This is a genomic window from Afipia clevelandensis ATCC 49720 (assembly GCF_000336555.1).
In the GTDB taxonomy this organism is placed as follows: Bacteria; Pseudomonadota; Alphaproteobacteria; order Rhizobiales; family Xanthobacteraceae; genus Afipia; species Afipia clevelandensis.
On the sequence record NZ_KB375281.1, the window covers coordinates 816,979 to 839,543 of the forward strand.

18 protein-coding genes are annotated in these 22,565 nt (G+C 62.5%); 16 read left to right on the plus strand and 2 right to left on the minus strand.

Annotated features, from left to right (window positions below; translation table 11 throughout):
* The first annotated feature begins 150 nt into the window (after positions 1-150).
* The 14 genes from HMPREF9696_RS03730 (at position 151) to lpxB (ending at position 15,173) form a co-directional block, all read left to right on the plus strand.
* A complete protein-coding gene (locus HMPREF9696_RS03730; protein WP_002711614.1) occupies positions 151-1,146 on the plus strand; it encodes a 30S ribosomal protein S2 in 996 nt (331 codons plus the stop codon).
* Between the two features lie 187 nt (positions 1,147-1,333).
* Positions 1,334-2,257 (plus strand): translation elongation factor Ts, encoded by a 924-nt coding sequence (tsf, locus tag HMPREF9696_RS03735; protein ID WP_002711615.1) that lies wholly within the window; start codon positions 1,334-1,336, stop codon positions 2,255-2,257.
* 90 nt (positions 2,258-2,347) lie between these two features.
* Positions 2,348-3,064: a UMP kinase gene (gene pyrH / locus HMPREF9696_RS03740; protein ID WP_002711616.1), complete on the plus strand. Its 717-nt coding sequence runs from the start codon at positions 2,348-2,350 to the stop codon at positions 3,062-3,064.
* A gap of 97 nt (positions 3,065-3,161) precedes the next feature.
* A complete protein-coding gene (gene frr, locus HMPREF9696_RS03745; RefSeq protein ID WP_002711617.1) occupies positions 3,162-3,725 on the plus strand; it encodes a ribosome recycling factor in 564 nt (187 codons plus the stop codon).
* A 9-nt stretch (positions 3,726-3,734) separates the two neighbouring features.
* Positions 3,735-4,505 (plus strand): isoprenyl transferase, encoded by a 771-nt coding sequence (locus HMPREF9696_RS03750; RefSeq protein WP_002711618.1) that lies wholly within the window; start codon positions 3,735-3,737, stop codon positions 4,503-4,505.
* A gap of 62 nt (positions 4,506-4,567) precedes the next feature.
* Positions 4,568-5,356, plus strand: a complete 789-nt coding sequence (locus HMPREF9696_RS03755; protein ID WP_174309475.1) for a phosphatidate cytidylyltransferase — start codon at positions 4,568-4,570, stop codon at positions 5,354-5,356.
* Between the two features lie 4 nt (positions 5,357-5,360).
* Complete coding sequence (dxr, locus tag HMPREF9696_RS03760) at positions 5,361-6,584, plus strand: 1-deoxy-D-xylulose-5-phosphate reductoisomerase (RefSeq protein ID WP_002711620.1); 1,224 nt, start codon at positions 5,361-5,363, stop codon at positions 6,582-6,584.
* Between the two features lie 46 nt (positions 6,585-6,630).
* The gene (locus tag HMPREF9696_RS03765; RefSeq protein ID WP_002711621.1) at positions 6,631-7,779 is read left to right on the plus strand and encodes a M50 family metallopeptidase; all 1,149 of its coding nucleotides are present in this window, start codon (positions 6,631-6,633) and stop codon (positions 7,777-7,779) included.
* Between the two features lie 170 nt (positions 7,780-7,949).
* Positions 7,950-10,496, plus strand: coding sequence for an outer membrane protein assembly factor BamA (gene bamA / locus HMPREF9696_RS03770; protein WP_040301791.1), 2,547 nt, complete (start codon positions 7,950-7,952; stop codon positions 10,494-10,496).
* 144 nt (positions 10,497-10,640) lie between these two features.
* Entirely contained in the window at positions 10,641-11,726 is a 1,086-nt protein-coding gene (gene lpxD, locus HMPREF9696_RS03775; protein ID WP_002711623.1) for a UDP-3-O-(3-hydroxymyristoyl)glucosamine N-acyltransferase, read from the plus strand.
* The gene (gene fabZ / locus HMPREF9696_RS03780; protein ID WP_002711624.1) at positions 11,726-12,184 is read left to right on the plus strand and encodes a 3-hydroxyacyl-ACP dehydratase FabZ; all 459 of its coding nucleotides are present in this window, start codon (positions 11,726-11,728) and stop codon (positions 12,182-12,184) included. Before lpxD ends, fabZ begins: the two co-directional genes overlap by 1 nt.
* A 141-nt stretch (positions 12,185-12,325) precedes the next feature.
* A complete protein-coding gene (gene lpxA / locus HMPREF9696_RS03785; protein ID WP_002711625.1) occupies positions 12,326-13,156 on the plus strand; it encodes an acyl-ACP--UDP-N-acetylglucosamine O-acyltransferase in 831 nt (276 codons plus the stop codon).
* Positions 13,153-14,007: an LpxI family protein gene (locus tag HMPREF9696_RS03790; RefSeq protein WP_002711626.1), complete on the plus strand. Its 855-nt coding sequence runs from the start codon at positions 13,153-13,155 to the stop codon at positions 14,005-14,007. The genes lpxA and HMPREF9696_RS03790 overlap by 4 nt, the downstream gene beginning before the upstream one ends.
* Positions 14,004-15,173 carry a lipid-A-disaccharide synthase gene (gene lpxB, locus HMPREF9696_RS03795; protein ID WP_002711627.1) on the plus strand — a complete coding sequence of 390 codons (1,170 nt, stop codon included), beginning with the start codon at positions 14,004-14,006 and terminating at the stop codon, positions 15,171-15,173. The genes HMPREF9696_RS03790 and lpxB overlap by 4 nt, the downstream gene beginning before the upstream one ends.
* Positions 15,174-15,248: 75 nt before the next feature.
* Here the strand turns inward: lpxB and gltA are convergent, their stop codons facing one another.
* Positions 15,249-16,553, minus strand: coding sequence for a citrate synthase (gene gltA / locus HMPREF9696_RS03800; RefSeq protein ID WP_002711628.1), 1,305 nt, complete (start codon positions 16,551-16,553; stop codon positions 15,249-15,251).
* Positions 16,554-16,755: 202 nt separating this feature from the next.
* Complete coding sequence (gltX, locus tag HMPREF9696_RS03805; protein ID WP_002711629.1) at positions 16,756-18,183, minus strand: glutamate--tRNA ligase; 1,428 nt, start codon at positions 18,181-18,183, stop codon at positions 16,756-16,758.
* Positions 18,184-18,399: 216 nt separating this feature from the next.
* Between gltX and HMPREF9696_RS03810 the strand changes: the two genes are divergently transcribed.
* Positions 18,400-20,070, plus strand: coding sequence for a glutamine--tRNA ligase/YqeY domain fusion protein (locus tag HMPREF9696_RS03810; RefSeq protein WP_002711630.1), 1,671 nt, complete (start codon positions 18,400-18,402; stop codon positions 20,068-20,070).
* A gap of 197 nt (positions 20,071-20,267) precedes the next feature.
* Positions 20,268-22,556: a ComEC/Rec2 family competence protein gene (locus HMPREF9696_RS03815; protein ID WP_002711631.1), complete on the plus strand. Its 2,289-nt coding sequence runs from the start codon at positions 20,268-20,270 to the stop codon at positions 22,554-22,556.
* Positions 22,557-22,565: the final 9 nt, after the last annotated feature.

Sequence of the window (22,565 nt, forward strand, 5' to 3'; positions counted from 1 at the left end):
TTAACCCCGGTTGCGTGGGTATAAGCCGCGCATCTCACACGGAAGCATGGCTGTTAAAGGCCGTCCGGTGGCAACCGGGCCGCGATCCCTTTGGTTCGTCGGTTTGACTTGCTCACACGCTTCCGGAGGAACCAACCGGAGAAGAAACCTATGGCACTGCCCGATTTTTCTATGCGTCAGCTCCTTGAAGCTGGCGTGCACTTTGGCCACCAATCGCACCGCTGGAATCCGAAGATGGCGGATTACATCTTCGGCGCCCGCAATAACATTCACATCATCGACCTCGCGCAGACCGTGCCGATGCTTCATCGCGCGCTGCAGGCTGTCAGTGACACCGTGGCCAAGGGTGGCCGCGTGCTGTTCGTCGGCACCAAGCGCCAGGCACAGGACGGCGTGGCGGAAGCCGCGAAGCGTTCCGCGCAGTACTTCGTCAATTCGCGCTGGCTCGGCGGCACGCTGACCAACTGGAAGACGGTGTCGGGCTCGATCAAGCGTCTGCGTCAGCTCGACGAGATGCTCGGCTCGGGCGAGGGCGCGCAGTACACCAAGAAAGAGCGCCTGACGCTTCAGCGCGAGCGCGACAAGCTCGACCGCTCGCTCGGCGGCATCAAGGACATGGGCGGCTTGCCCGACCTGATCTTTGTGATCGACACCAACAAGGAAGACATTGCGATTGCCGAAGCCAACCGCCTGAACATTCCGGTGGCTGCGATCGTCGATACCAACTGCGATCCGAAGGGGATTTCGTATGTCGTTCCCGGCAACGACGACGCCGGCCGCGCGATCTCGCTGTATTGCGACCTCGTTGCACGCGCGGTGATCGACGGCATTTCGCGCGCTCAGGGCGGCGCCGGCATCGACATCGGCGCCATGGCGAACCCTGCCGCTGAAGCGATTGCGCCTGCGAAGTCGGAAGGCTTCCAGGGTCTTGCCGGTCCGCGCGGCGTTGCCGACGACCTCAAGAAGCTCTCCGGCGTGTCGGGCGCGATCGAAAAGAAGCTGAACGACCTCGGCATCTTCCACTACTGGCAGATCGCCGAACTCGATCACGACACCGCCCACAAGGTCGGCGAAGAAGTCGGTCTTCCGGCGCGTGCCGACGGCTGGGTGGCCCAGTCCAAGGCGCTGACCGCGGAAGCGGAATAAGCCTCACGCGTTTGTCGCGGCCGGGTCATCCGGCCGCGATATCCACGACCGCACGGATTCGCCCACAGCGGATACCGTCTTTGCGATCAGACGACGCTTAACCCATATGTAGAACCTGCGCGTCGAATCCGGCTTGCCAGCTCTCATGCTGCGCCGCGCGGCCCGCACAGGCAAAGGACATCCCACGATGACAGCGATCACAGCAGCGATGGTCAAGGATCTGCGCGAGAAGACCGGCGTAGGCATGATGGACTGCAAGCAGGCGCTCAACGAGACCAACGGCGACATGGAAGCGGCCATCGACTGGCTGCGCAAGAAAGGCCTCTCGAAGGCCGCCAAGAAGGCCGGCCGTGTTGCGGCTGAAGGCCTGATCGCTGCGATCACCGAAGGCACCAAGGGCGTCGTCGTCGAGGTGAACTCGGAAACCGACTTCGTTGCGCGCAACGATCAGTTCCAGGGCCTGGTCAAGATGGTCGGCCAGGTGGCGCTCAAGACCGGCACCGACGTCGAGAAGATCAAGGCTGCCAAGGTCGGCGACATCACCGTCGAGCGTGCGATCGCCGACGCGATTGCGACCATCGGCGAGAACATGACCCTGCGCCGTGCGGCTGAACTCTCGGTCAGCAATGGCGTCGTTGCCAGCTACATCCACAACGCGGTGTTTGACGGCCTCGGCAAGATGGGCGTGCTGGTCGCGCTCGAATCGTCCGGCTCCAAGGACGAACTTGCAGCGCTGGGCCGCCAGATCGCAATGCATGTCGCCGCGACCAATCCGCAGGCCCTCGACGCCGCCGGTCTCGATCCGGCCGTGGTTGCCCGCGAAAAGGACGTGATGGCCGACAAGTATCGCCAGCAGGGCAAGCCGGATGCGATGATCGCCAAGATCGTCGAATCGGGCCTGAAGACCTACTACAAGGAAGTGACCCTGCTGGAGCAGGCTTTCATTCACGACAACGCCAAGACCGTGGCGCAGGCCGTGAAGGATGCTGAGGGCAAGGTCGGCGCGCCTATCAAGGTGACCGGCTTTGTGCGCTATGCTCTGGGCGAGGGAATCGAAAAGCAGGAATCCGATTTCGCTGCTGAGGTCGCCGCCGCTGCAGGTCAGGGGTAACGGCACGACGCGCGTCTATCGGAGTCCTGAGCGCACCGGGCGAGAAGGCTCGCCCGGCACAGCGCCCAGTTCGAGAGAGTGAGCGATCGTATGGCTGAACCGTCCTATCGGCGTGTCGTGGTCAAGGTATCCGGCGAGTTTCTCGCCGGAGACCAGTCTTTCGGTATTCACCAGCCCACCATCGACCGGATCGCAAGCGACCTGATCAAGGCGCGCGAACTCGGTGTCGAGCTTGCCGTCGTCGTCGGCGGCGGCAACATCTTCCGTGGCGTTGAAGTCTCGTCGCGCGGCGTGTCGCGCACCACCGGCGACACGATGGGCATGCTGGCCACCGTGATGAACTGCCTCGCGCTGGAATCGGCACTGGAGCGCAAGGGCCAGTCAGCCCGCGTGCTCTCGGCCTTCGTCATGCCGCAGGTTTGCGAACTCTTCACCCGCGCCGCCGCTCACCGTTATCTTGCCGAAGGCCGCATCGTGGTGCTCGCCGGGGGCACCGGCAATCCTTACTTTACGACCGATACGACTGCGGTGCTGCGTGCGGCGGAAATCGGCGCTCAGGCCGTGCTCAAGGCGACCAACGTGGACGGCGTCTACAGCGCCGATCCGAAGAAGGACAAGACCGCCACGCGATTTGAACGGTTGAGCCATTCGCAGGCGGTGGAAGGTGGCTATAAGGTGATGGACGCGACCGCCTTCGCGCTTGCCCGCGAGACCTCATTGCCTATCATCGTGTTCTCCATCGCGGAGCCGGGCTCGATCGGTGCCGTACTGACCGGCAAGGGCAAGAGCACGATTGTTTCGGGCTGACGAGCGGTGACGCGAAGCCGAAAATAAGAGTTTTGACAATAAGATACGCGGTGCGGCCGGAAGACGGGCCGCGGGAGACCTAAAGGAGTACCATCGCATGGCCGCCGGGAATTTCGACATCAACGATCTGAAGCGCCGCATGGAAGGCGCGCTGACGGCGCTCAAGCATGAACTGGGCGGCCTGCGCACCGGACGCGCTGCGATCTCGATGGTCGAGCCGGTGCAGGTCGAGGCCTATGGCAGTCACATGCCACTCAATCAGGTCGCGACGGTCAGCGTGCCGGAGCCGCGCATGCTGTCGGTGCAGGTGTGGGACAAGTCGATGGTCAAGGCGGTCGAAACCGCGATTGTCAATTCCAATCTCGGTCTGTCGCCGGCGACCGAAGGTCAGGTGATCCGTCTGCGCATTCCCGAACTCAACGAAGAGCGCCGCAAGGAGCTGGTGAAGGTCGCGCACAAGTACACCGAAGCTGCGCGTGTGGCCGTGCGCCATGTTCGCCGCGATGGTCTCGATATGCTCAAGAAACTCGAGAAGGATCATCAGATTTCGGAAGACGACGAAAAGCGTCTGTCCAATGAGGTTCAGAAGGCGACCGATGCCGCCATCGCTGAAGTCGACAAGGCGCTTGCGACCAAAGAAAAAGAAATCCTCACCGTCTAAGGGATCGCAATGTCGAACGGCGTCGTGCCAAAGCCAGAAGGATCGGATCGTGCCGACGCACCCCGGCATGTCGCGATCATCATGGATGGCAATGGACGCTGGGCGGCGGCGAGGGGACTGCCTCGTGCGGAGGGTCATCGCCGCGGCGTCGAGGCGCTTCGCAAGGTCGTGCGCGCCTCGCACGAACTCGGGATTTCCTATCTCACGATCTTCTCGTTCAGTTCCGAGAACTGGTCGCGCCCCGCGAGCGAGATCGGCGATCTGTTCGGACTGCTACGCCGCTTCATCCGCAATGATCTGGCGACGCTGCATGCCGACGGCGTCCGCGTGCGTGTGATCGGCGAGCGCGAGGGACTTGAGTCCGATATCTGCGCACTGCTGACCGAAGCCGAAGACCTGACACACAACAACACACGGCTGACGCTTGTCGTTGCCTTCAACTACGGCTCGCGTCAGGAAATCGCCAATGCCGCGCAGCGTCTCGCGCGCGAGGTCGCGGAGGGCAAGCGCGATCCGGCAACGATTACGCCGGACGTGCTGGGCGCTCATCTCGATACTTCGGGCATTCCTGATCCCGATCTGATCATCCGCACCAGCGGCGAGCAGCGTCTGTCGAACTTCCTGATGTGGCAGGCGGCCTATAGCGAACTGGTGTTCGTGCCGATTCACTGGCCGGATTTCGACAAGGCCGCGCTCGAAGGCGCGATTGCCGAATATGCCACCCGCGAACGGCGCTTCGGCGGCCTTGTGGCCAAGAACGTCGCAAAGACCGGATCGTGAGCGGCGTGGCCCCCGACGCGCCAGCGACACCCGATAGCGCCAAGGGGTCGAGCAATCTCTACATGCGCGTTGTCGCAGCGCTGGTGCTTGCGCCGCTGACCATTGCGATTGCGTGGTTAGGGGGCTGGATATGGGCCTGTGTCGTCATCGCCGCGGCAGCGCTGTTGTATTTCGAGTGGCTGATGATTGTCGGCGTCTCGAACAACCGGCTCGCGGTTGTGGCAGGAGTCGCTGCGCTGGCGCTATCCGGCATTTGCCTGATGCTGCGGCGGACGGATATTGCATTCGCGATTGTGGCTGCTGGAATTCTGCTCGCGGCAGTTTTGACGCAAGGTAAGCGCGGATGGGTTGCTGGCGGGGTGGTTTATGCCGCCGCGGCGCTGATCGCGACGATCCTTGTCCGGCGCGACGCGGAGTTCGGGTTCATCGGACTGATGTTCGTGCTGCTGGTGGTCTGGGTGACCGACATCGGCGGTTACTTCGCGGGGCGCGGCATCGGCGGTCCCAAACTCTGGCCGCGTGTCAGCCCGAAGAAGACATGGGCTGGCGCCATCGGCGGACTGGTGCTGGGACTCATCATCGCGGCTGGTTTCGCGCTGCTCGGGTTCGGCAGGATGGGTCCGTTGCTTCTGCTCGGCGCGGTGCTGTCGGTGGTTTCACAACTCGGCGATCTGTTCGAGTCGGCGGTGAAGCGCCGGTTCGATGTGAAGGATTCGAGCCATATCATTCCGGGCCACGGCGGTCTGCTGGACCGGCTCGACGGTTTCGTTGCAGCGATTGTTGTTGCTGCTCTCATAGGTTTGACTCGCGGCGGCCTCGACGGGATCGGCCGCGGTTTCATGGTTTGGTGATGTGATGAATGCTGTTCCGTTGCGTAACAACAAGTCCGCAGCCTCGGCAGTGCGGACGGTCACGGTGCTGGGTGCCACGGGATCCATCGGCGACAGCACGATGGATCTGCTGCGTGCCTCGCCCGAGCGCTATCAGGTCGAGGCGCTGACTGCGAACAGCAATGTGGAGGGCCTTGCCAAGCTCGCCAGGGAATTTGGCGCGCGCTTTGTCGCCGTCGCCGACGCATCGAAGCTGGGCGAACTGCGCGACGCGCTCGCGGGAACCGATATCGCCAGCGGAGCGGGCGACAGCGCGATTGTCGAAGCAGCGGAACGCTCGGCCGACTGGGTAATGGCGGCGGTCAGCGGCGCGGCGGGCCTGAAACCTGCGCTGGCGGCTGCGGATCGCGGAGCGACCATCGCGCTCGCCAATAAGGAATGCCTCGTTTGCGCCGGCGACTTCTTCATGGACCGCGCGGCGAAAGCCGGCGCATGCATTCTGCCGGCGGACTCCGAGCATAACGCGCTGTTTCAGGCGCTCGCATCCGGCAACCGCGAGGAACTGGTTCGCGTCATCATCACCGCGTCCGGAGGCCCGTTCCGAACCTGGACAGCGGCGGATATCGCGCAGGCGACGCTGGCGCAGGCGTTGAAACATCCGAACTGGAGCATGGGCCAGAAGATCACCATCGACTCGGCCTCGATGATGAACAAGGGGCTCGAGGTGATCGAGGCGTCCTATCTGTTCGCTTTGTCGCCGGATGAAATCGACGTGCTGGTGCATCCGCAGTCCATCGTCCACGGCATGGTGGAGTTTTCCGACCGCTCGGTGATGGCGCAGCTCGGGACCCCCGACATGCGCACGCCCATCGCTCATTGCCTCGGTTGGCCGGACCGAATCGCGGGCCGTGCGGCGACGCTGGATCTGGCCAAGATCGGCTCACTCACCTTCGAAGCGCCTGATTACGACCGCTTCCCCGGCCTGAAACTCGCTTACGATGCACTGCGGACCGGCAACGGCGCGACGACCGTCTACAATGCGGCGAACGAGGTCGCGGTGGCGGCCTTCGTTGCCCAGAAAATCCGGTTTGGCGGGATCGCCCAGCTTGTCGAGGCGACGCTCAATGCCTGGGTGAGGGCAGGGAATCTCGCGCCGCTGTCGTCCGCGGACGATGCGATTTCCGTTGACCATGCTGCGCGAAATAGTGCCGCCGCCCTCTTGCCTCAAATTGCCTTAAAGGCATCGTAGTGCGGTTGGGACCCGGGCCGGGCGGCCCGTTGTGAGGGATTGGGTTGTGGATTTTTTCCTGAGTGGTTTCAATACGTTGAGTCATGGCCTGATCGGTTACATCATTCCGTTCCTGTTCGTCCTGACCATCGTCGTTTTCTTCCATGAGCTTGGCCATTTCCTCGTTGCCCGCTGGGCCGGGGTGAAGGTTCTGACGTTCTCGCTTGGCTTCGGCCCGGAACTGTTCGGCTTCAACGACCGCCATGGCACCCGCTGGAAGGTGTCTGCCATCCCGCTCGGCGGTTACGTCAAGTTCTTCGGCGACGATTCCGAGGCCAGCACGCCGTCCGCCGATACGCTTCAGACCATGACCGCGGATGAGCGCAAGGTCAGCTTCCATCACAAGAAGGTCGGGCCGCGCGCTGCCATCGTGGCTGCGGGGCCGATTGCCAATTTCCTGCTCGCGATTGTGATTTTTGCTGCGCTCTTTACGTTTTTCGGCAAGCCCAGCCAGACCGCGCGGGTCGATGCCATTCAGGAAAACAGCGCAGCGGCGGCAGCCGGGTTCAAGATCGGCGACATCGTGACAGCCATCAATGGCGATGCCATCGAGAGCTTCACCGAGATGCAGCGCATCGTCAGCACCAAGGCGGGCGTGCCGATGGTGTTCACGGTCAAGCGTGGCGATGACGTCGTAAAGCTGAACGGAACGCCGCAGCTTCGCGAGATCAAGGACACCTTCGGGAATGTCCATCGGGTCGGGATTCTCGGAATCACCCGCGCGACGGGGCCGGGTGATGTTGTCACCAAACCAGTGAATCCAGCGACCGCTGTTTGGCTGGGCGTGAAGGAAACCTGGTTCGTTGTTGACCGGACTTTCTCCTACATTGGCGGGATTTTCACCGGCCGGGAAAACGCAGATCAGGTCGGTGGCCCGATCCGAATCGCCCAGATATCGGGGCAGGTGGCCACGATCGGGCTTTCAGCCCTGATTCACCTGGCTGCGGTACTCTCGGTCTCGATTGGCCTTTTGAACCTGTTTCCGGTGCCGCTGCTCGATGGCGGTCACCTTTTGTTCTACGCGATCGAGGCGATCCGCGGCAAACCGCTGTCCGAGCGCTCGCAGGAGCTGGGTTTCCGTGTCGGACTGGCTCTGGTGCTGATGCTGATGCTGTTTGCGACCTACAACGACATCCTGCATTTGGCGGCGTCCTGATTGCGGCTTTTTTACAGGCGTGGCCGATCAGCAACGTCTTGTTGGGAAATTGGAATTGCGCTGAGAAACGTCGTTTGCCCGTCAGGCAAAATTGGCTACAAGCAGTGCAACAATTGGGGAATCTCCCGGCCCGGTTTGGCCGGCTTTGGAATGACAAGGGCGCCTGGCGCATGATGGTTGGATTGCGAGTGCTAAGGGGCGGTTTGACCGCTGCCCTGATCATGTTTGCTTTGCCGGTTGCCGCTGTGGCGACCGCCTCGCTCGTATCGTCGCAGGCTGTTGCCCAGACCGCGGCCTCTATCGGCGTGGAAGGTAACCGCCGTATCGAAGCCGATACCATTCGCTCCTACTTCAAGCCCGGCCCCAACGGACGCCTCGACAGCGCCCGGATCGACGATGGTCTCAAGGCCCTGATCGAGACCGGCCTGTTCCAGGACGTGAAGATCAACCAGGCAGGCGGCCGGCTGGTCGTTGTGGTCGTCGAGAACCCGGTCATCGGCCGCGTGGCTTTCGAAGGCAACAAGAAGGTCAAGGACGAGCAGCTTCAGGCCGAAGTCCAGTCCAAGCCTCGCGGAACCCTGTCGCGTGCGATGGTGCAGTCCGATACAGCGCGTATCACCGAAATCTATCGCCGCAACGGACGTTATGACGTCAAGGTCGAGCCGAAGATTATCGACCAGCCGAACAATCGCGTCGATCTGGTTTTTGAAGTCAGCGAAGGCGTCAAGACCGGCGTGAAGTCGATCGAGTTCGTCGGCAACCAGGCCTTTTCGGCTTATCGCCTGCGGGACATCATCAAGACCCGTGAGTCCAATTTCCTCAGCTTCCTTGGCAACAACGACGTCTACGATCCGGATCGGGTCGAGGCGGATCGTGACGTGCTGCGCCGTTTCTATCTGAAGAACGGTTATGCCGACGTTCAGATCGTCGCGGCGCTGACCGAGTACGACCCGGAGCGCAAGGGCTTCCTCGTGACCTTCAAGATCGAGGAAGGCCAGCAGTACCGGGTGGGATCGGTGGAATTCCAGTCGAGCATCGCGACCCTCGATGGCAATTCGTTCCGCAGCCTGTCACGTGTGAGCGTCGGCTCGGTCTACAACGCCGAGGCGGTCGAAAAGTCGGTCGAGGAAATGTCGATCGAGGCCTCGCGCCGCGGCTACGCTTTCGCGACCGTGAAGCCGCGCGGCGACCGCAACTTCGAGGCGCACACGGTGTCGATCGTGTTCGCAATCGACGAGGGTCCGCGCACTTACATCGAGCGAATCAACATTCGCGGTAACACCCGTACCCGCGACTACGTCATTCGCCGTGAGTTCGATATTTCGGAAGGCGATGCCTATAACCGCGCGCTGGTCGATCGCGCCGAGCGCCGCCTGAAGAATCTCGATTACTTCAAGACCGTGAAGATCGTTCCCGAACCGGGTTCGTCGTCGGACCGGGTCGTCCTGAATGTCGATCTCGAGGAAAAATCCACCGGCGACTTCTCGGTGTCCGGAGGCTACTCGACGGCTGACGGCTTCCTCGGTGAAGTCAGCATCTCGGAGCGCAACCTGCTGGGCCGCGGTCTTTATGCGAAGGCCGCGGTTCAGTACGGCCAGCGCACGCAGGGCTATCAGCTCTCATTCGTGGAGCCGTATCTTCTCGGCTATCGCGTCGCGCTGGGTCTCGACTTCTATCAGCGCAAGCAGCTTGCCTCGAGCTACGTGTCGTACGACTCCAAGTCGATGGGCTTCAGCCCGCGCCTCGGTTTCCAGCTCCGCGAAGACCTGAACCTGCAACTGCGTTATTCGATTTCGCAGCAGGAAATCACGCTGCCGTATTATCTGACGAACTGTAACAACTTTGGTTCGGGTATCCCCGGTAGCTCTTATTTTCCGACCCCGGCATACCTTGCTGCGGGTGGTGATACCACCAACCAGAATGGCGGCACGGCTTACAGCCCGGTTATCGGCGGCAACAATTGTTTTATCGACGGTGAAGCCTCCGCTGCAGTCAAACAGGCTCTTGCCAACGGTCCGGTTGTGACCTCGGCGGTCGGTTACACGCTTCAGTACAATACCCTTGATAACAACAAGAATCCGAGCAGCGGTATTCTCGCGGTCCTCAATCAGGACTTCGCCGGTGTTGGCGGCGACGTCAGCTACCTGAAGACCGTTGGCGATGTGAAGCTCTACACGCCGGTCGTGTCCGATATCATCGGCGTGCTGCGGGTGCAGGGCGGTGTGTTGACCGATACCGGCAAGGGTCTGCGCATGCTGGATCACTTCCAGATGGGACCGAATCTGGTTCGCGGTTTCGCACCGCAGGGTCTCGGCCCGCGCGATATCAGCACGATCAACTATAACGGTTATGGCGATGCGCTGGGCGGCACCAAGTACTGGGGTGCTTCGGTCGAATTGCAGATGCCGTTCTGGTTCCTGCCCAAGGAAATCGGCCTGAAGGGTGCGGTCTATGCTGACGCCGGTTCGGTGTTTGGATACGAAGGCGCGACTTCGATTGTCCAAGGTGGTGCCTGTAACGGTTCAGCGTTATCCAATGCGCAAAACCAGTGTATTCAGCTGGTTGGTGACGACGGCCTGATCCGGTCGTCGGTCGGTGTCGGCCTGATCTGGCAATCGCCGTTCGGTCCGCTGCGCTTCGACTACGCGGTGCCGCTGACCAAGGGTACATACGACCGAACCCAGGAATTCCGGTTCGGCGGCGGTACGTCCTTCTGAGCTCAAACCGGGCTCGTTCATCGACCTTGCGGGTTCCAGCCATCCGGTTGGGACCCGCTCGACTATTTTGTTGCAGGCATTTTCCTTCTCCGGTCAGGAACTGGTGTCGCGGGAAAGTGCGTTTTCCTGACCGCGGCGGGTGGAATGACGCAAAGGACCTTCTTTAAACGTCCTTCACCGGTGACTCTGGCGGACCTCGCCGCGCTCACCGGTGCGCAACTTGCCGACTCGTCCATGGGCGGCAAGACCATCGCAGGAGCCGCCTCGCTGGACAGGGCCGGGCCCAGCCATCTGACATTCTGCGAAAGCAAGAAATACACGGCCCAGCTTGAGCAGACCTACGCGGGGGCCATTCTGGTCAACGAGCGCATGGAAGGCAGCGTTCCTCCGCGTGTCGCCGTGCTCCGCGTGGCTGAGCCCTACAAGGCCTTCGTCGCGGCCATGCGCGCGCTCTATCCCGATACGCTGCGGCCTGCGTCCTGGTTCGACAGCGAGGGTGTGGCTGCGAGCGCGGTGATCCATTTCACCGCCTATCTCGAAGACGACGTCGTGGTCGATCCGCTCGCCGTCATCGGACCGGACGTCGAAATCGGCTCCGGGACGGTGATCGGGGCGGGGGCCGTCATCGGCGCGGGCGTCCGGATCGGGCGCGACTGTCATATTGGCGCGAATGCCTCGGTGCTGTGCGCCTTTATCGGCAACGATGTGATCATCCATCCGGGGTGCCGGATCGGGCAGGACGGGTTCGGCTACCTGATGGGCGCCAAGGGCCATCAGAAGGTGCCGCAGGCGGGCCGGGTCATTATCCAGAACGGGGTCGAGATCGGGGCGGGCTGCACCATCGACCGCGGGGCGCTGAATGACACGGTGATCGGCGAAGGCAGCAAGATCGACAACCTTGTCCAGATCGGCCACAACGTCGTCATCGGCCGCAATTGTGTGGTGGTCAGCCAGAGCGGAATTGCCGGCAGTTCCATTTTGGGCGACGGCGTTGTGCTTGCCGCCCGGATTGGTGTCAGCGATCACGCCGTCATCGGCGATGGTGCGCAGATTGCGGCCCGGAGCAGCGTTGTCGGCGAGGTGCCTGCGGGCGCACGCTGGGGCGGCTCGCCGGCCAAGCCGATCAAGCAGTTCTTCCGCGAACTGTTCGAGGTTGAGCGCCTTGGCCGCGAGGGCAGTGCGAAACTAAAATCAAGGCCGTCCGGTTCGGGCGACGAGGAACAGAGATAATGGACGAGAAGGCGCCAATCACCATCGAGGCGGTGGACATCGGGCAGATCCTGAAAACCCTGCCGCATCGCTATCCCATGCTGCTGATCGACCGCGTGATCGACATCCGCAAGGACTTCAGCGGCATCGGCATCAAGAACGTCTCGGCCAACGAACCGGTGTTCCAGGGGCATTTTCCAAACCGGCCTATTTACCCGGGCGTGCTGATGATCGAGGGCATGGCGCAGACGGCCGGGGTGATCGGCATGCTGTCGACCGAAACCGACCGTCCGACGGCGGTGTATTTCCTCACCATCGACAAGTGCAAGTTTCGCAAGCCCACCGGGCCGGGCAACATTATCGAATATCACATGCGGCTGGTGACACGGCGGCGGGACATGTGGTGGTTTCACGGGGACGCCAAGGTCAACGGTGAAATCGTCGCCCAGGCCGATGTCGGGGCCATGCTCGCCGACTGACCCCTTGTCATCATGCGTAACAATTGATGACCACGCCACACCGCCTTCGTCGCGGATGACAGGCGAGCTACATTGTAAGATGTCACATCGTCCGCGGGGCCGGCTTCGGCTGCGTGAAAGGCATGCGGACAAGAGGAATTGATGAGCAAGATTGATTCAACTGCACGAATTGAGGATGGAGCCATAATTGGCGACGGCGTTACCATCGGTCCATATTGTGTTGTCGGACCGAACGTGACGATAGGTGCGGACTGCGTGCTGCAGGCTCATGTCAGCATCAGCGGCCACACCACGCTGGGCGCAGGCTGCAGGGTGTTTCCGTTCGCCTCGCTCGGCGGGGCGCCGCAGGATCTTGGCTATCGCAACGAGCCAACCACGCTGGAGATCGGCGAAGGCTGCATCATCCGCGAAAGCGTGACCATGAATGTCGGGACCATGAAGGGCGGTGGCAAGACCCGCGTCGGCAAGAATGGATTCTTCATGGCCTATTCGCATGTCGGTCACGATTGCACCGTCGGCGACAGTGTGATCTTCGCCAACAGCGCCACGCTCGGCGGACATTGCGAGATCGGCGACTTCGTCTATTTCGGCGGCCTCTCGGCGGCGCACCAGTTCGTCCGGATCGGAGCGCAGGCCATGATCGGCGGTGTTTCCGGCCTTCGTCACGATGTGATTCCGTATGGCCTTGCCAGCGGTCAGTTCGCACATCTCGAAGGATTGAATGTTGTCGGCATGCGCCGCCGTGGTTTCAATGCCACGCGGCTGCGGGTCGTTCGGGATTTTTATCAGCAGTTGTTTCACGGCGGCGGCATCTTTGCCGCGCGGCTGGAATCATTGCGACCGATGGCGAGCGCTGATCCAGCAATCGCGGAAATTCTGGCATTCATCGATCTGGGCGAGAAGCGTCCGCTCTGCATGGCCCACAACAATCCGAATAAATCAACCGAACGGTCTCACCTCGAAGCACGATGACAGCACCCCCTGCATTGTTCCCGACGGTCGGCATCATTGCAGGAGGCGGAGTGCTGCCGTTTTCGGTCGCGGAACTGCTTCGCGCCCGGGGCCGCCCGGCATTTCTGTTCGCGATCCGCGGCTTCTGCGATCCTGTGCGTGTGGCGCAGTATCCTCATCACTGGATCGCGCTCGGTCAGGTCGGCCGATTGACGCGCCTGCTGCGCGCTGAAAGTTGCGATGACGTTGTGTTCATCGGCGGACTGGTCAGGCCTGCATTATCCGAAATCCGTCTCGATCTCGGTACGCTTCGCGCTGTTCCGGCGATTGCAAAGGCGCTGCGCGGTGGTGACGATCATCTTCTGACCGGTATCAGCCGCATTTTTGAAGATCACGGCTTTCGCGTTGTCGGCATCCAGGATGTCGCGCCGGAATTGGTCATGCCGGAGGGGAGCATCACGCGCAGCACGCCCGATGCGGATGCGCTGGCCGACATCGCGAAAGGGCGCGAATTGATGCGCGCAATCAGCCCGTTTGACGTTGGTCAGGCCGTGGTCGTGATCGACGGGCATGTGGTTGCGGTTGAGGACATCGAGGGCACCGATCAACTTCTGGCGCGGGTGGCGCGCTTGCGGGCGGAAAAGAGAATTCGCGCCAAGCCGGGACGCGGCGTGTTGGTGAAGACGCCGAAGGTGCAGCAGGATTTGCGGTTCGATCTTCCGACGCTCGGGCCGAAGACCATCGACGGCATCGTTGCCGCCGGACTGGCGGGCATCGGTATCGTCGCAGGCCGCACGCTGGTCGCCGAAGCTGATGTGATGACGGCGAAAGCCGATGCGGCAGGACTGTTCGTCACGGGATTGCCGCTGTGAGCGGCGGAAAAACCCTGCAAGGGCCAAAGGTCTTCGTGATCGCCGCGGAGGAATCCGGAGACCGGCTCGGCGCAGGTCTGATCAAGGCGTTGCGCGAGAGGCTCGGACCGGCTGCGACATTCTCTGGCATCGGCGGCAGTCACATGGCGGAGCAGGGGCTGGTATCCCTGTTTCCGACAGAGCAATTGGCGATCATCGGCCTCGTGGCCATTCCCAAGCGCCTGCCGATGATCCTGCGGCGGATTCGGGAGGCGACTGACGCGGTCATCGCGGCAAAACCCGACGTGCTGGTGATTATCGACAGCCCGGATTTCACGCATCGGGTGGCGCGGCGCGTTCGTGCGGCTAATCCTTCCATTCCGATTGTTAATTATGTTTCGCCGACAGTCTGGGTCTGGCGGCCGGGCCGGGCCCGGAAGATGCGCGCTTACGTCGATCGCCTGCTCGCGGTTCTGCCGTTCGAGCCGGAGGTTCACCGCAAACTCGGCGGTCCACCGTGCAGCTATGTCGGTCATCCGCTGCTGGATGATCTCGGCGCATTGAGGCCGGATGCGGATGAGCAGGCACGGCGCGCGGCGCAGCCTCCCGTATTGCTGGTGCTGCCGGGAAGCCGGCGTAGCGAGATCAGGCGCAACATGGCGATCTTTGGCGAGACGCTTCGTCTGTTGCGGGAACAGGGCGTGGTGTTCGAGCCGGTCTTGCCGACGATACCGCATCTGGTCGAAGCGGTTCGCGCATCCGCTGCGACCTGGCCTGTGCGGCCAACCATCGTCGCCAGTGAATCGGACAAGCGAGCCGCCTTCCGCGTGGCGCGCGCCGCGCTCGCCAAGTCGGGCACGGTGACGCTGGAACTCGCGCTCGCTGGTGTGCCGATGGTAACGGCTTATCGCGTCACCGAGCTGGAAGCGTTTATCGCGCGCCGTGTGATCCAGACCTCGTCGATCATTCTGCCCAACCTCATTCTGGGCGAGAACGTGATTCCGGAATTCCTGCAGCAGGATTTCACGGCTGAAAACCTCGCGCCGGCCTTGCGCGATGTTCTTGCCGACACGCCGGCGCGGCAGCGCCAGTTCGAGGCCTTTGCGAAGATCGAGCAGATCATGTCCACCGGCGGCAGGAAACCGAGCGTACTTGCCGCCGAAGGCGTCATGGCGGCGATACGGTAGTTCAGCCGCTGTATCAGACAACGAAAAAGGCCGGTGCGGAACACCGGCCTTTTGCTAAGTCATGACGGCTCGAACTTACTTGCGCTTGTCGATCCCGACGTAGTCGCGGCTGGTCGAACCGGAGTAGAGCTGGCGCGGGCGGCCGATCTTCTGCTGCGGATCCTGGATCATTTCGCTCCACTGGCTGATCCAGCCCACGGTGCGGGCGACGGCGAACAGCACGGTGAACATCGAGGTCGGGAAGCCCATCGCCTTCAGGGTGATGCCCGAATAGAAGTCGACGTTCGGGTAGAGCTTGCGCTGGACGAAGTATTCGTCGCTCAGGGCGATCTTCTCCAGCTCCATGGCGACCTGCAGCAGCGGATCGTTCTGGTGACCGGTTTCCTTCAGCACCTTGTGGCACATCTGCTGCATGATCTTCGCGCGCGGATCGTAGTTCTTGTACACGCGGTGACCGAAGCCCATGAGGCGGACGTTGGAGTTTTTGTCCTTCACCTTGGCGATGAATTCCGGGATCTTGTCCACGGTGCCGATCTCGGCCAGCATCTGCAGGGCAGCTTCGTTCGCGCCGCCATGCGCCGGTCCCCACAGGCAGGCGATGCCGGCGGCGATACAGGCAAACGGGTTGGCGCCCGATGAACCTGCGATACGGACCGTCGAGGTCGAAGCGTTCTGCTCGTGGTCGGCGTGCAGGATGAAAATCTTGTCCAGCGCTTCCGCCATCACCGGATTCACCTTGTACTCTTCACAAGGCACGCTGAAGCACATCTGCAGGAAGTTCGCGGCGTAATCGAGCGAGTTCTTCGGATAAACGAACGGCTGGCCGACATTGTATTTGTAGGCCATCGCGGCCAGCGTCGGCACCTTGGCGATCATGCGCATCGACGCGATCATGCGCTGCTGCGGATCGTTGATGTCGGTGGAGTCGTTGTAGAAGGCGGCGAGGGCGCCGACGGAGGCGACCATGACGGCCATCGGGTGCGCGTCACGCCGGAAGCCCTGGAAGAAGCGGGCCATCTGCTCGTGCACCATCGTGTGACGGGTGACGCGGTTGTCGAAGTCTTCCTTCTGCGCCTTGTTCGGAAGCTCACCGTACAGGAGCAGGTAGCAGGTCTCGAGGAAGTCGCCCTTCTCGGCGAGCTGTTCGATCGGATAGCCGCGATACAGCAGAATGCCTTCGTCGCCATCAATGTAGGTAATCTTGGATTCGCAACTGCCGGTCGACGTAAACCCCGGATCGTAGGTGAACATCCCGGTCTGGGCGTAGAGCTTGCTGATATCGATCACGTCCGGACCGACAGTCCCGGTCAGGACCGGAAGATCGACGGTCTTTCCTTCAACCGTCAGCGTCGCTTTCTTGGTGTTGGTCTTTGCATCCATCGTAAAGTCCCCAGTTTTGCGCAGGGCAAGCGAGGCTTACGAACGCCATATAGCGAGGTAAGCACATTATTCCAGTAGTGTGGCCCAAATGGGTAGCTTATTGCCGTGTGCGCTGCAAGGTACGCCAAGTACCTCTAAAGTTTGGGCAGGCTTGCGCGAATACCGCATTCACAAGGCTGTAATTTTTCGTTCTTGCTGGCGTTCAGGATGCCACCGCCTGATCCTGCAGCCGATCCAGGCAGGTTTGCCTGCCAAGAACCGCCAAAACATCGAAAATTCCGGGTGACGTTGTCCGGCCGGTCAAGGCCACGCGCAGCGGTTGCGCAATGCCTCCCAGTTTCAGGTTTCTGGCTTCGGCAAACGTCCGCATGGCAGCCTCGGCTGTCTCGGCCGACCATGGATCGACCGCTTCAAGAGCGGAGCGCAGTTCCCCGATCAATTTGCGCGTCTCGGGCGTCAGCACGGCTGCTGCCTTTGGCTCGAGCGCGAGCGGGCGGTCCGCGAAGATGAAGTTCGCGCTGTCGATCAGTTCGACGATGGTCTTCGCGCGCTCTTTCAGGCCGGGCATCGCCGCCAGCAATTGCGCGCGGGTGGCATCGTTGAGCTTGGCGCGGATCGACGCGCCGTTCGGATCGAACTGAAGCACGTCCTCGAAGGCCGCCAGCAGCGTCCTGTCGTCGGAACTGCGGATGTAATGGCCGTTGATATTTTCGAGCTTGGCAAAATCGAAGCGCGCAGCGGAGCGTCCGATGGCCGGCAGGTCGAATTCCCGGATCATCTCTTCGGTGGAGAAGATTTCCTGGTCCCCGTGGCTCCAGCCGAGGCGGACAAGGTAGTTCCGCAGCGCCGCCGGCAGGTAACCGCGCTCGCGGTAAGCCTCAACGCCGAGCGCGCCATGGCGCTTGGAAAGTTTCGAGCCATCCGGCCCGTGGATCAGCGGAATGTGCGCCATCACCGGCACCCGCCAGCCCATCGCGTCATAGATGTGCTTCTGGCGGGCGGCGTTGATGAGGTGGTCGTCGCCGCGGATGACGTGGGTCACGCCCATGTCGTGATCGTCCACCACCACGGCAAGCATGTAGGTGGGGTTACCGTCGGAGCGCAGCAGCACCAAGTCGTCAAGATTTTCGTTCTGCCAGACCACGCGGCCCTGAACCTGATCCTCGATCACGGTCTCGCCCGTCTGCGGCGCACGAAGCCGGATCACCGGCTTGACGCCCGCAGGGGCTTCCGAGGGATCGCGGTCGCGCCAGCGGCCGTCGTAACGGATCGCGCGGCCTTCCGCCTTGGCGGCCTCGCGCATCTGCGCCAGTTCCTCGGCGCTGGCGTAGCAGCGATAGGCCTTCCCGTCGGCGAGCAGTTGCTCGGCGACCTCACGATGCCGCGCGGCGCGGGCGAACTGGTAGACGGTCTGGTCGTCCCACTGGATGCCGAGCCATTCGAGGCCTTCGAGGATGGCCTTGATCGCCGCGTCGGTCGAGCGCTCGCGGTCGGTGTCCTCGATCCGCAGCAGCATCTTGCCGCCATGCTTGCGTGCAAAAAGCCAGTTGAACAGCGCGGTCCGCGCGCCGCCAATATGAAGAAAGCCAGTCGGGGACGGCGCAAAGCGGGTAACAACGGGTTCGGTCATTTCGGGTGGTTCGGTCCGTCTCGGGGAAGATACCGGCGGGCGTTTATCACACCGTTTGCGCACTGTCCCGGCATCCCGAAGGCAAATGCCGCCGGAAGGTCAAAAGTTCGTTTTCAACCGGCTGCCGGGCCGGGCAGCCATCCCGTATGGCACTTGTCAGGCACTTGGCGCGGCCTCCCGGATTTGGCACATAGAGCCCAACTTTAAGGGGTCAAAATGTCTGACGAATCGTCCGCCGCGGGCCGTGATTTCATCCGCGACATCGTTGCCGAGGATCTGGCTTCGGGGCGGGAAAAGGGCGTGGTGACGCGCTTTCCGCCTGAGCCGAACGGCTACCTGCATCTTGGCCATGCCAAGTCGATCTGCCTGAATTTCGGGATCGCGGAGGAGTTCGGTGGCCGCTGCCATCTGCGCTTCGACGACACCAACCCGACCAAGGAAGAGCAGGAATATATCGACGCGATCCAGCGCGACGTTCACTGGCTTGGCTATGACTGGGGCGAGCATCTTCACTTCGCATCCGATTATTTCGAGCAGCTTTACGCCTGGGCGCAGCATCTGATCCGCGAAGGCAAGGCCTATGTCGATGACCAGACGCAGGAGGAAATCCGCCTGACCCGCGGAACCCTGACCGAGCCCGGCCAGAACAGTCCGTTCCGCGACCGCTCGGTGGAGGAAAACCTCGATCTGTTCTCGCGGATGAGGGCGGGGGAATTCCCGAACGGCGCGCGCGTGCTGCGGGCCAAGATCGACATGTCGTCGGGCAATATCAACCTGCGCGACCCCGTGCTCTATCGCATTCTCCATGCGCATCATCCGCGTACGGGTGACGCATGGAAAATCTATCCGAGCTACGATTTCGCGCACGGCCAGTCAGACGCGCTCGAACACATCACGCACTCGATCTGCACGCTGGAATTCGCCGATCACCGTCCGCTTTATGACTGGTGCATCGAGAATCTGCCGGTGCCCTCGAAGCCGCATCAGTACGAGTTCGCGCGGCTCAACGTCACGCATACGCTGCTCTCCAAGCGCGTGCTCACCGAACTGGTGCGCGGCGGCCATGTGAGCGGCTGGGACGATCCCCGCATGCCGACCTTGGCCGGCCTGCAGCGGCGCGGCATTCCAGCGGAAGCGCTGCGGGAGTTCGTCAAGCGCATCGGCGTCGCCAAGGCGAACAGCACCGTCGATCTCGGCATGTTCGATTTCGTGGTGCGCGAGGTGCTGAACAAGACCGCGCCGCGCCGCATGGCCGTGCTCAATCCGCTCAAGGTCGTGATCGAGAATTATCCGGAAGGGCAGAGCGAGATGCTCGAAGCCGTCAATCATCCGGACGATCCGGCGCAGGGCTCGCGCCAGATCCCGTTCGGCCGCGAGCTTTACATCGAGCGCGACGACTTCATGGAAAATCCGCCGAAGAAGTTCTTCCGCATGGCGCCGGGCCGTGAGGTACGGCTGCGTTACGGCTATTTCATTACCTGCCGTGACGTCATCAAGAATGCGGCGGGCGAGGTGGTCGAACTGCGCTGCACCTACGATCCGGCGACGCGCGGCGGCAACGCGCCGGACGGGCGCAAGGTCAAGGCGACGATCCACTGGGTCAGCGCGGCGGAAGCCGTTCCGGCGGAAGTGCGGCTTTACAATGTCCTGTTCAACACGCCGCAGCCGGAGGCCGCGAACTTTGCCGAGCAGATCAATCCGCAGTCGCTGGAAGTGGTCACCGCCATGCTGGAGCCTGCGTTGGCGAGCGACAATTTCGCGGGCGCGGTGCAATTCGAGCGGCAGGGATATTTTGTCCGTGACAAGGACTCTGCGCCCGGCAAGCCGGTGTTCAACCGCACCGTTGGCCTGCGCGACAGCTACGCCAAGGTGGCTGGCGAGGGGTGAATACCGTCATTGCGAGGAGCGCAGCGACGAAGCAATCCATTTCTTTCTTTAAAGAGTGGATTGCTTCGCTCCGCTCGCAATGACGAGCTAGCCTGTCTGCTGGGCACCCAAAGATATCTCCCTCCATTCCGCTTCCGTTCCGCTATCCAGCGCCAACGCTTCCGCTAGCATTGCCTTGGCGATGCCGGAGCAATGCGATGGCGGGCGGGGGCGAAGAGCAGCAGCGATCCCGGGCGGGGCGGGCCGCCGGCCGGGCTATTTCCTGGCCGCCGCGCAGCGCCGTGCCTGCCGCCGCTGGCTTCTCGGAAAGCCTGTCGTCATTTCTCATCGCAAAAGCCCAAAGCTGGATCGCGGCGGAAGCCGGACCCGGCCGGTTGTTGCCATGGGTACCAGTCGCGTTCGGCACGGGCATTGCGATCTATTTCGCTGCCGCACGGGAGCCGGTCGCATGGGTTACAGCCGTCACCGCCATCGCGTTCTGTGCTGCAGCCTTCGCCGCAAGGCGCAGCCGGATGTTTCCTTTTGCCGTGATGCTCGCGGCGCTGGCTACAGGCTTTGCGGTGGCGACGTTGAAAACCGCCCGTATCGCCCATGGCGTGCTCGCGCGGCCGATGTTTTCGGTCACCATGAAAGGTTTCGTCGAGACGCGCGACGAGCGGGAGCGGACCGACCGCTTCGTGCTGCGCGTTGAAGACATGGAGTCTGCGCGCGGCGGTCAGAAGCTGGAGCGCGTGCGGCTCTCAGTGAAGAAGGGCACCGCGCCCGCGGTTGGCAGCTTTGTCGAACTGAAAGCGCGGCTGCTGCCGCCGCTCTCGCCGCTGCGTCCGGGGAGCTACGACTTCGGGCGCGACATGTATTTCCAGGGAATCGGCGCGTCCGGTTTTGTGATGGGCGCGATCAAGACGATGGAGGCGCCGCGCGCCGGCGGCCTTTATTTGCGCTATGCAGCCTTGATGCAGGGCATGCGCGACGCGATTGACTCCCGGATTCGCAGCGTCGTCTCCGGTGACAATCGCGCCATCGCCACAGCGCTGCTGACCGGGCGGCGTGATGCGATTTCCACGCCCGTCAACGATGCGATGTTCATCTCCGGCCTCGGCCATGTGCTGTCGATCTCCGGCTATCACATGGCAGTGGTGGCGGGCGTGGTGTTCTTCGCGGTGCGCGCGTTGCTCGCGCTGTTTCCCGCATTGACGGTGACATTTCCGATCAAGAAATGGTCCGCGGCTGCTGCACTGGTCGCTGCCGCGTTCTATCTGCTGCTGTCGGGCGCGGAGGTGGCGACGCAGCGCTCGTTCTTCATGACGGCGGTGGTGCTGATCGCGGTGATGGTGGACCGGCGCGCGATCACGTTCCGCACGCTGGCGGTTGCTGCGATGATCGTGCTGCTGATCGCGCCGGAGGCGCTGGTGCATCCGAGCTTCCAGATGTCATTCGCGGCGACCCTCGGTCTGGTCGCGCTGGTTCAGATCGGGATGCCGAATCTGTTTGCGTCGCCGGACAATTCGCAGGTGGCGCGCGCGGCGCTGTGGGGCGGGCGCGAGATCGCGATGTTGGCGCTGGCCTCGCTGATCGCCGGGTTCGCGACCATGCCCTATGCGGCGTTTCACTTTCATCGCGTCACCCCTTACGGCGTGCTGGCCAATCTCGCGGCGATGCCGGTGGTGTCGGCACTGGTGATGCCCGCAGGTTTGATGGGACTGCTCGCGATGCCGTTCGGGCTCGACGGCGTGTTCTGGCGGCTGATGGATATCGGCATCGGCTGGATGGTGGCGGTCTCGCAATGGGTCGCGTCGCTTCCCGGCGCCATCGGCCAGATCGCATCGTTCGGCACCGGGCCGCTCGCGGCGATGAGCGCGGGCATCATCGCACTTGGTCTGCTCCGGACGCCGCTGCGCTGGGTGGGTGCCGGCTTGATGGCGCTGGCGATGGTCTGGGCGCTGACGACACCGCAGCCTGACCTGCTTGTCGCCGCTGACGGTCATACGGTCGCTGTCCGCGGCAAGGACGGGCGGCTGCGTCTGATGCGCTCCGGAAAGGATGCATTCCAGTCGCGGGAATGGCTCGCGGCCGATGCCGACGGGCGCAAGCCGAACGATGCGTCGCTGACCGATGGCGTGGCCTGCGACAATGCCGGATGCGTGGTGCTGGGCGCGGACGCCTCTCTCGTCGCCCTGACATTGAAGCCGGAAGCGTTCGCGGACGATTGCATCCGGGCGGCGATCATTGTGACGCTGCGTCAGGCTCCGGTGGATTGCGCAGCCATGGTGCTGGATCAGGACTCGCTGCGCACGACGGGAACGCTGGCCCTGCGCAGGACGTCGAATGGCTACACGATCACCGCGAACAGGCCGCGCGGCGTGGACCGTCCATGGGCGCCCGGGAGCCGGGACGATGAGGTCGACACACCTGCGAGATCGTCAAACCGTCCGTCGCAGCCTGTCGATGCAACCCCGGCGGAGAGCGACCTCCAGCCGGATGATTGATATTGAAGC

Bases quoted from the DNA above. Each gene is read 5' to 3' on its own strand.
- HMPREF9696_RS03730 (WP_002711614.1), top strand. From the start codon at position 151: ATGGCACTGCCCGATTTTTCTATGCGTCAGCTCCTTGAAGCTGGCGTG.
- tsf (WP_002711615.1), top strand. From the start codon at position 1,334: ATGACAGCGATCACAGCAGCGATGGTCAAGGATCTGCGCGAGAAGACC.
- pyrH (WP_002711616.1), top strand. From the start codon at position 2,348: ATGGCTGAACCGTCCTATCGGCGTGTCGTGGTCAAGGTATCCGGCGAG.
- frr (WP_002711617.1), top strand. From the start codon at position 3,162: ATGGCCGCCGGGAATTTCGACATCAACGATCTGAAGCGCCGCATGGAA.
- HMPREF9696_RS03750 (WP_002711618.1), top strand. From the start codon at position 3,735: ATGTCGAACGGCGTCGTGCCAAAGCCAGAAGGATCGGATCGTGCCGAC.
- HMPREF9696_RS03755 (WP_174309475.1), top strand. From the start codon at position 4,568: ATGCGCGTTGTCGCAGCGCTGGTGCTTGCGCCGCTGACCATTGCGATT.
- dxr (WP_002711620.1), top strand. From the start codon at position 5,361: ATGAATGCTGTTCCGTTGCGTAACAACAAGTCCGCAGCCTCGGCAGTG.
- bamA (WP_040301791.1), top strand. From the start codon at position 7,950: ATGATGGTTGGATTGCGAGTGCTAAGGGGCGGTTTGACCGCTGCCCTG.
- lpxD (WP_002711623.1), top strand. From the start codon at position 10,641: ATGACGCAAAGGACCTTCTTTAAACGTCCTTCACCGGTGACTCTGGCG.
- fabZ (WP_002711624.1), top strand. From the start codon at position 11,726: ATGGACGAGAAGGCGCCAATCACCATCGAGGCGGTGGACATCGGGCAG.
- lpxA (WP_002711625.1), top strand. From the start codon at position 12,326: ATGAGCAAGATTGATTCAACTGCACGAATTGAGGATGGAGCCATAATT.
- HMPREF9696_RS03790 (WP_002711626.1), top strand. From the start codon at position 13,153: ATGACAGCACCCCCTGCATTGTTCCCGACGGTCGGCATCATTGCAGGA.
- gltA (WP_002711628.1), bottom strand. From the start codon at position 16,553: ATGGATGCAAAGACCAACACCAAGAAAGCGACGCTGACGGTTGAAGGA.
- gltX (WP_002711629.1), bottom strand. From the start codon at position 18,183: ATGACCGAACCCGTTGTTACCCGCTTTGCGCCGTCCCCGACTGGCTTT.
- HMPREF9696_RS03810 (WP_002711630.1), top strand. From the start codon at position 18,400: ATGTCTGACGAATCGTCCGCCGCGGGCCGTGATTTCATCCGCGACATC.
- HMPREF9696_RS03815 (WP_002711631.1), top strand. From the start codon at position 20,268: ATGGCGGGCGGGGGCGAAGAGCAGCAGCGATCCCGGGCGGGGCGGGCC.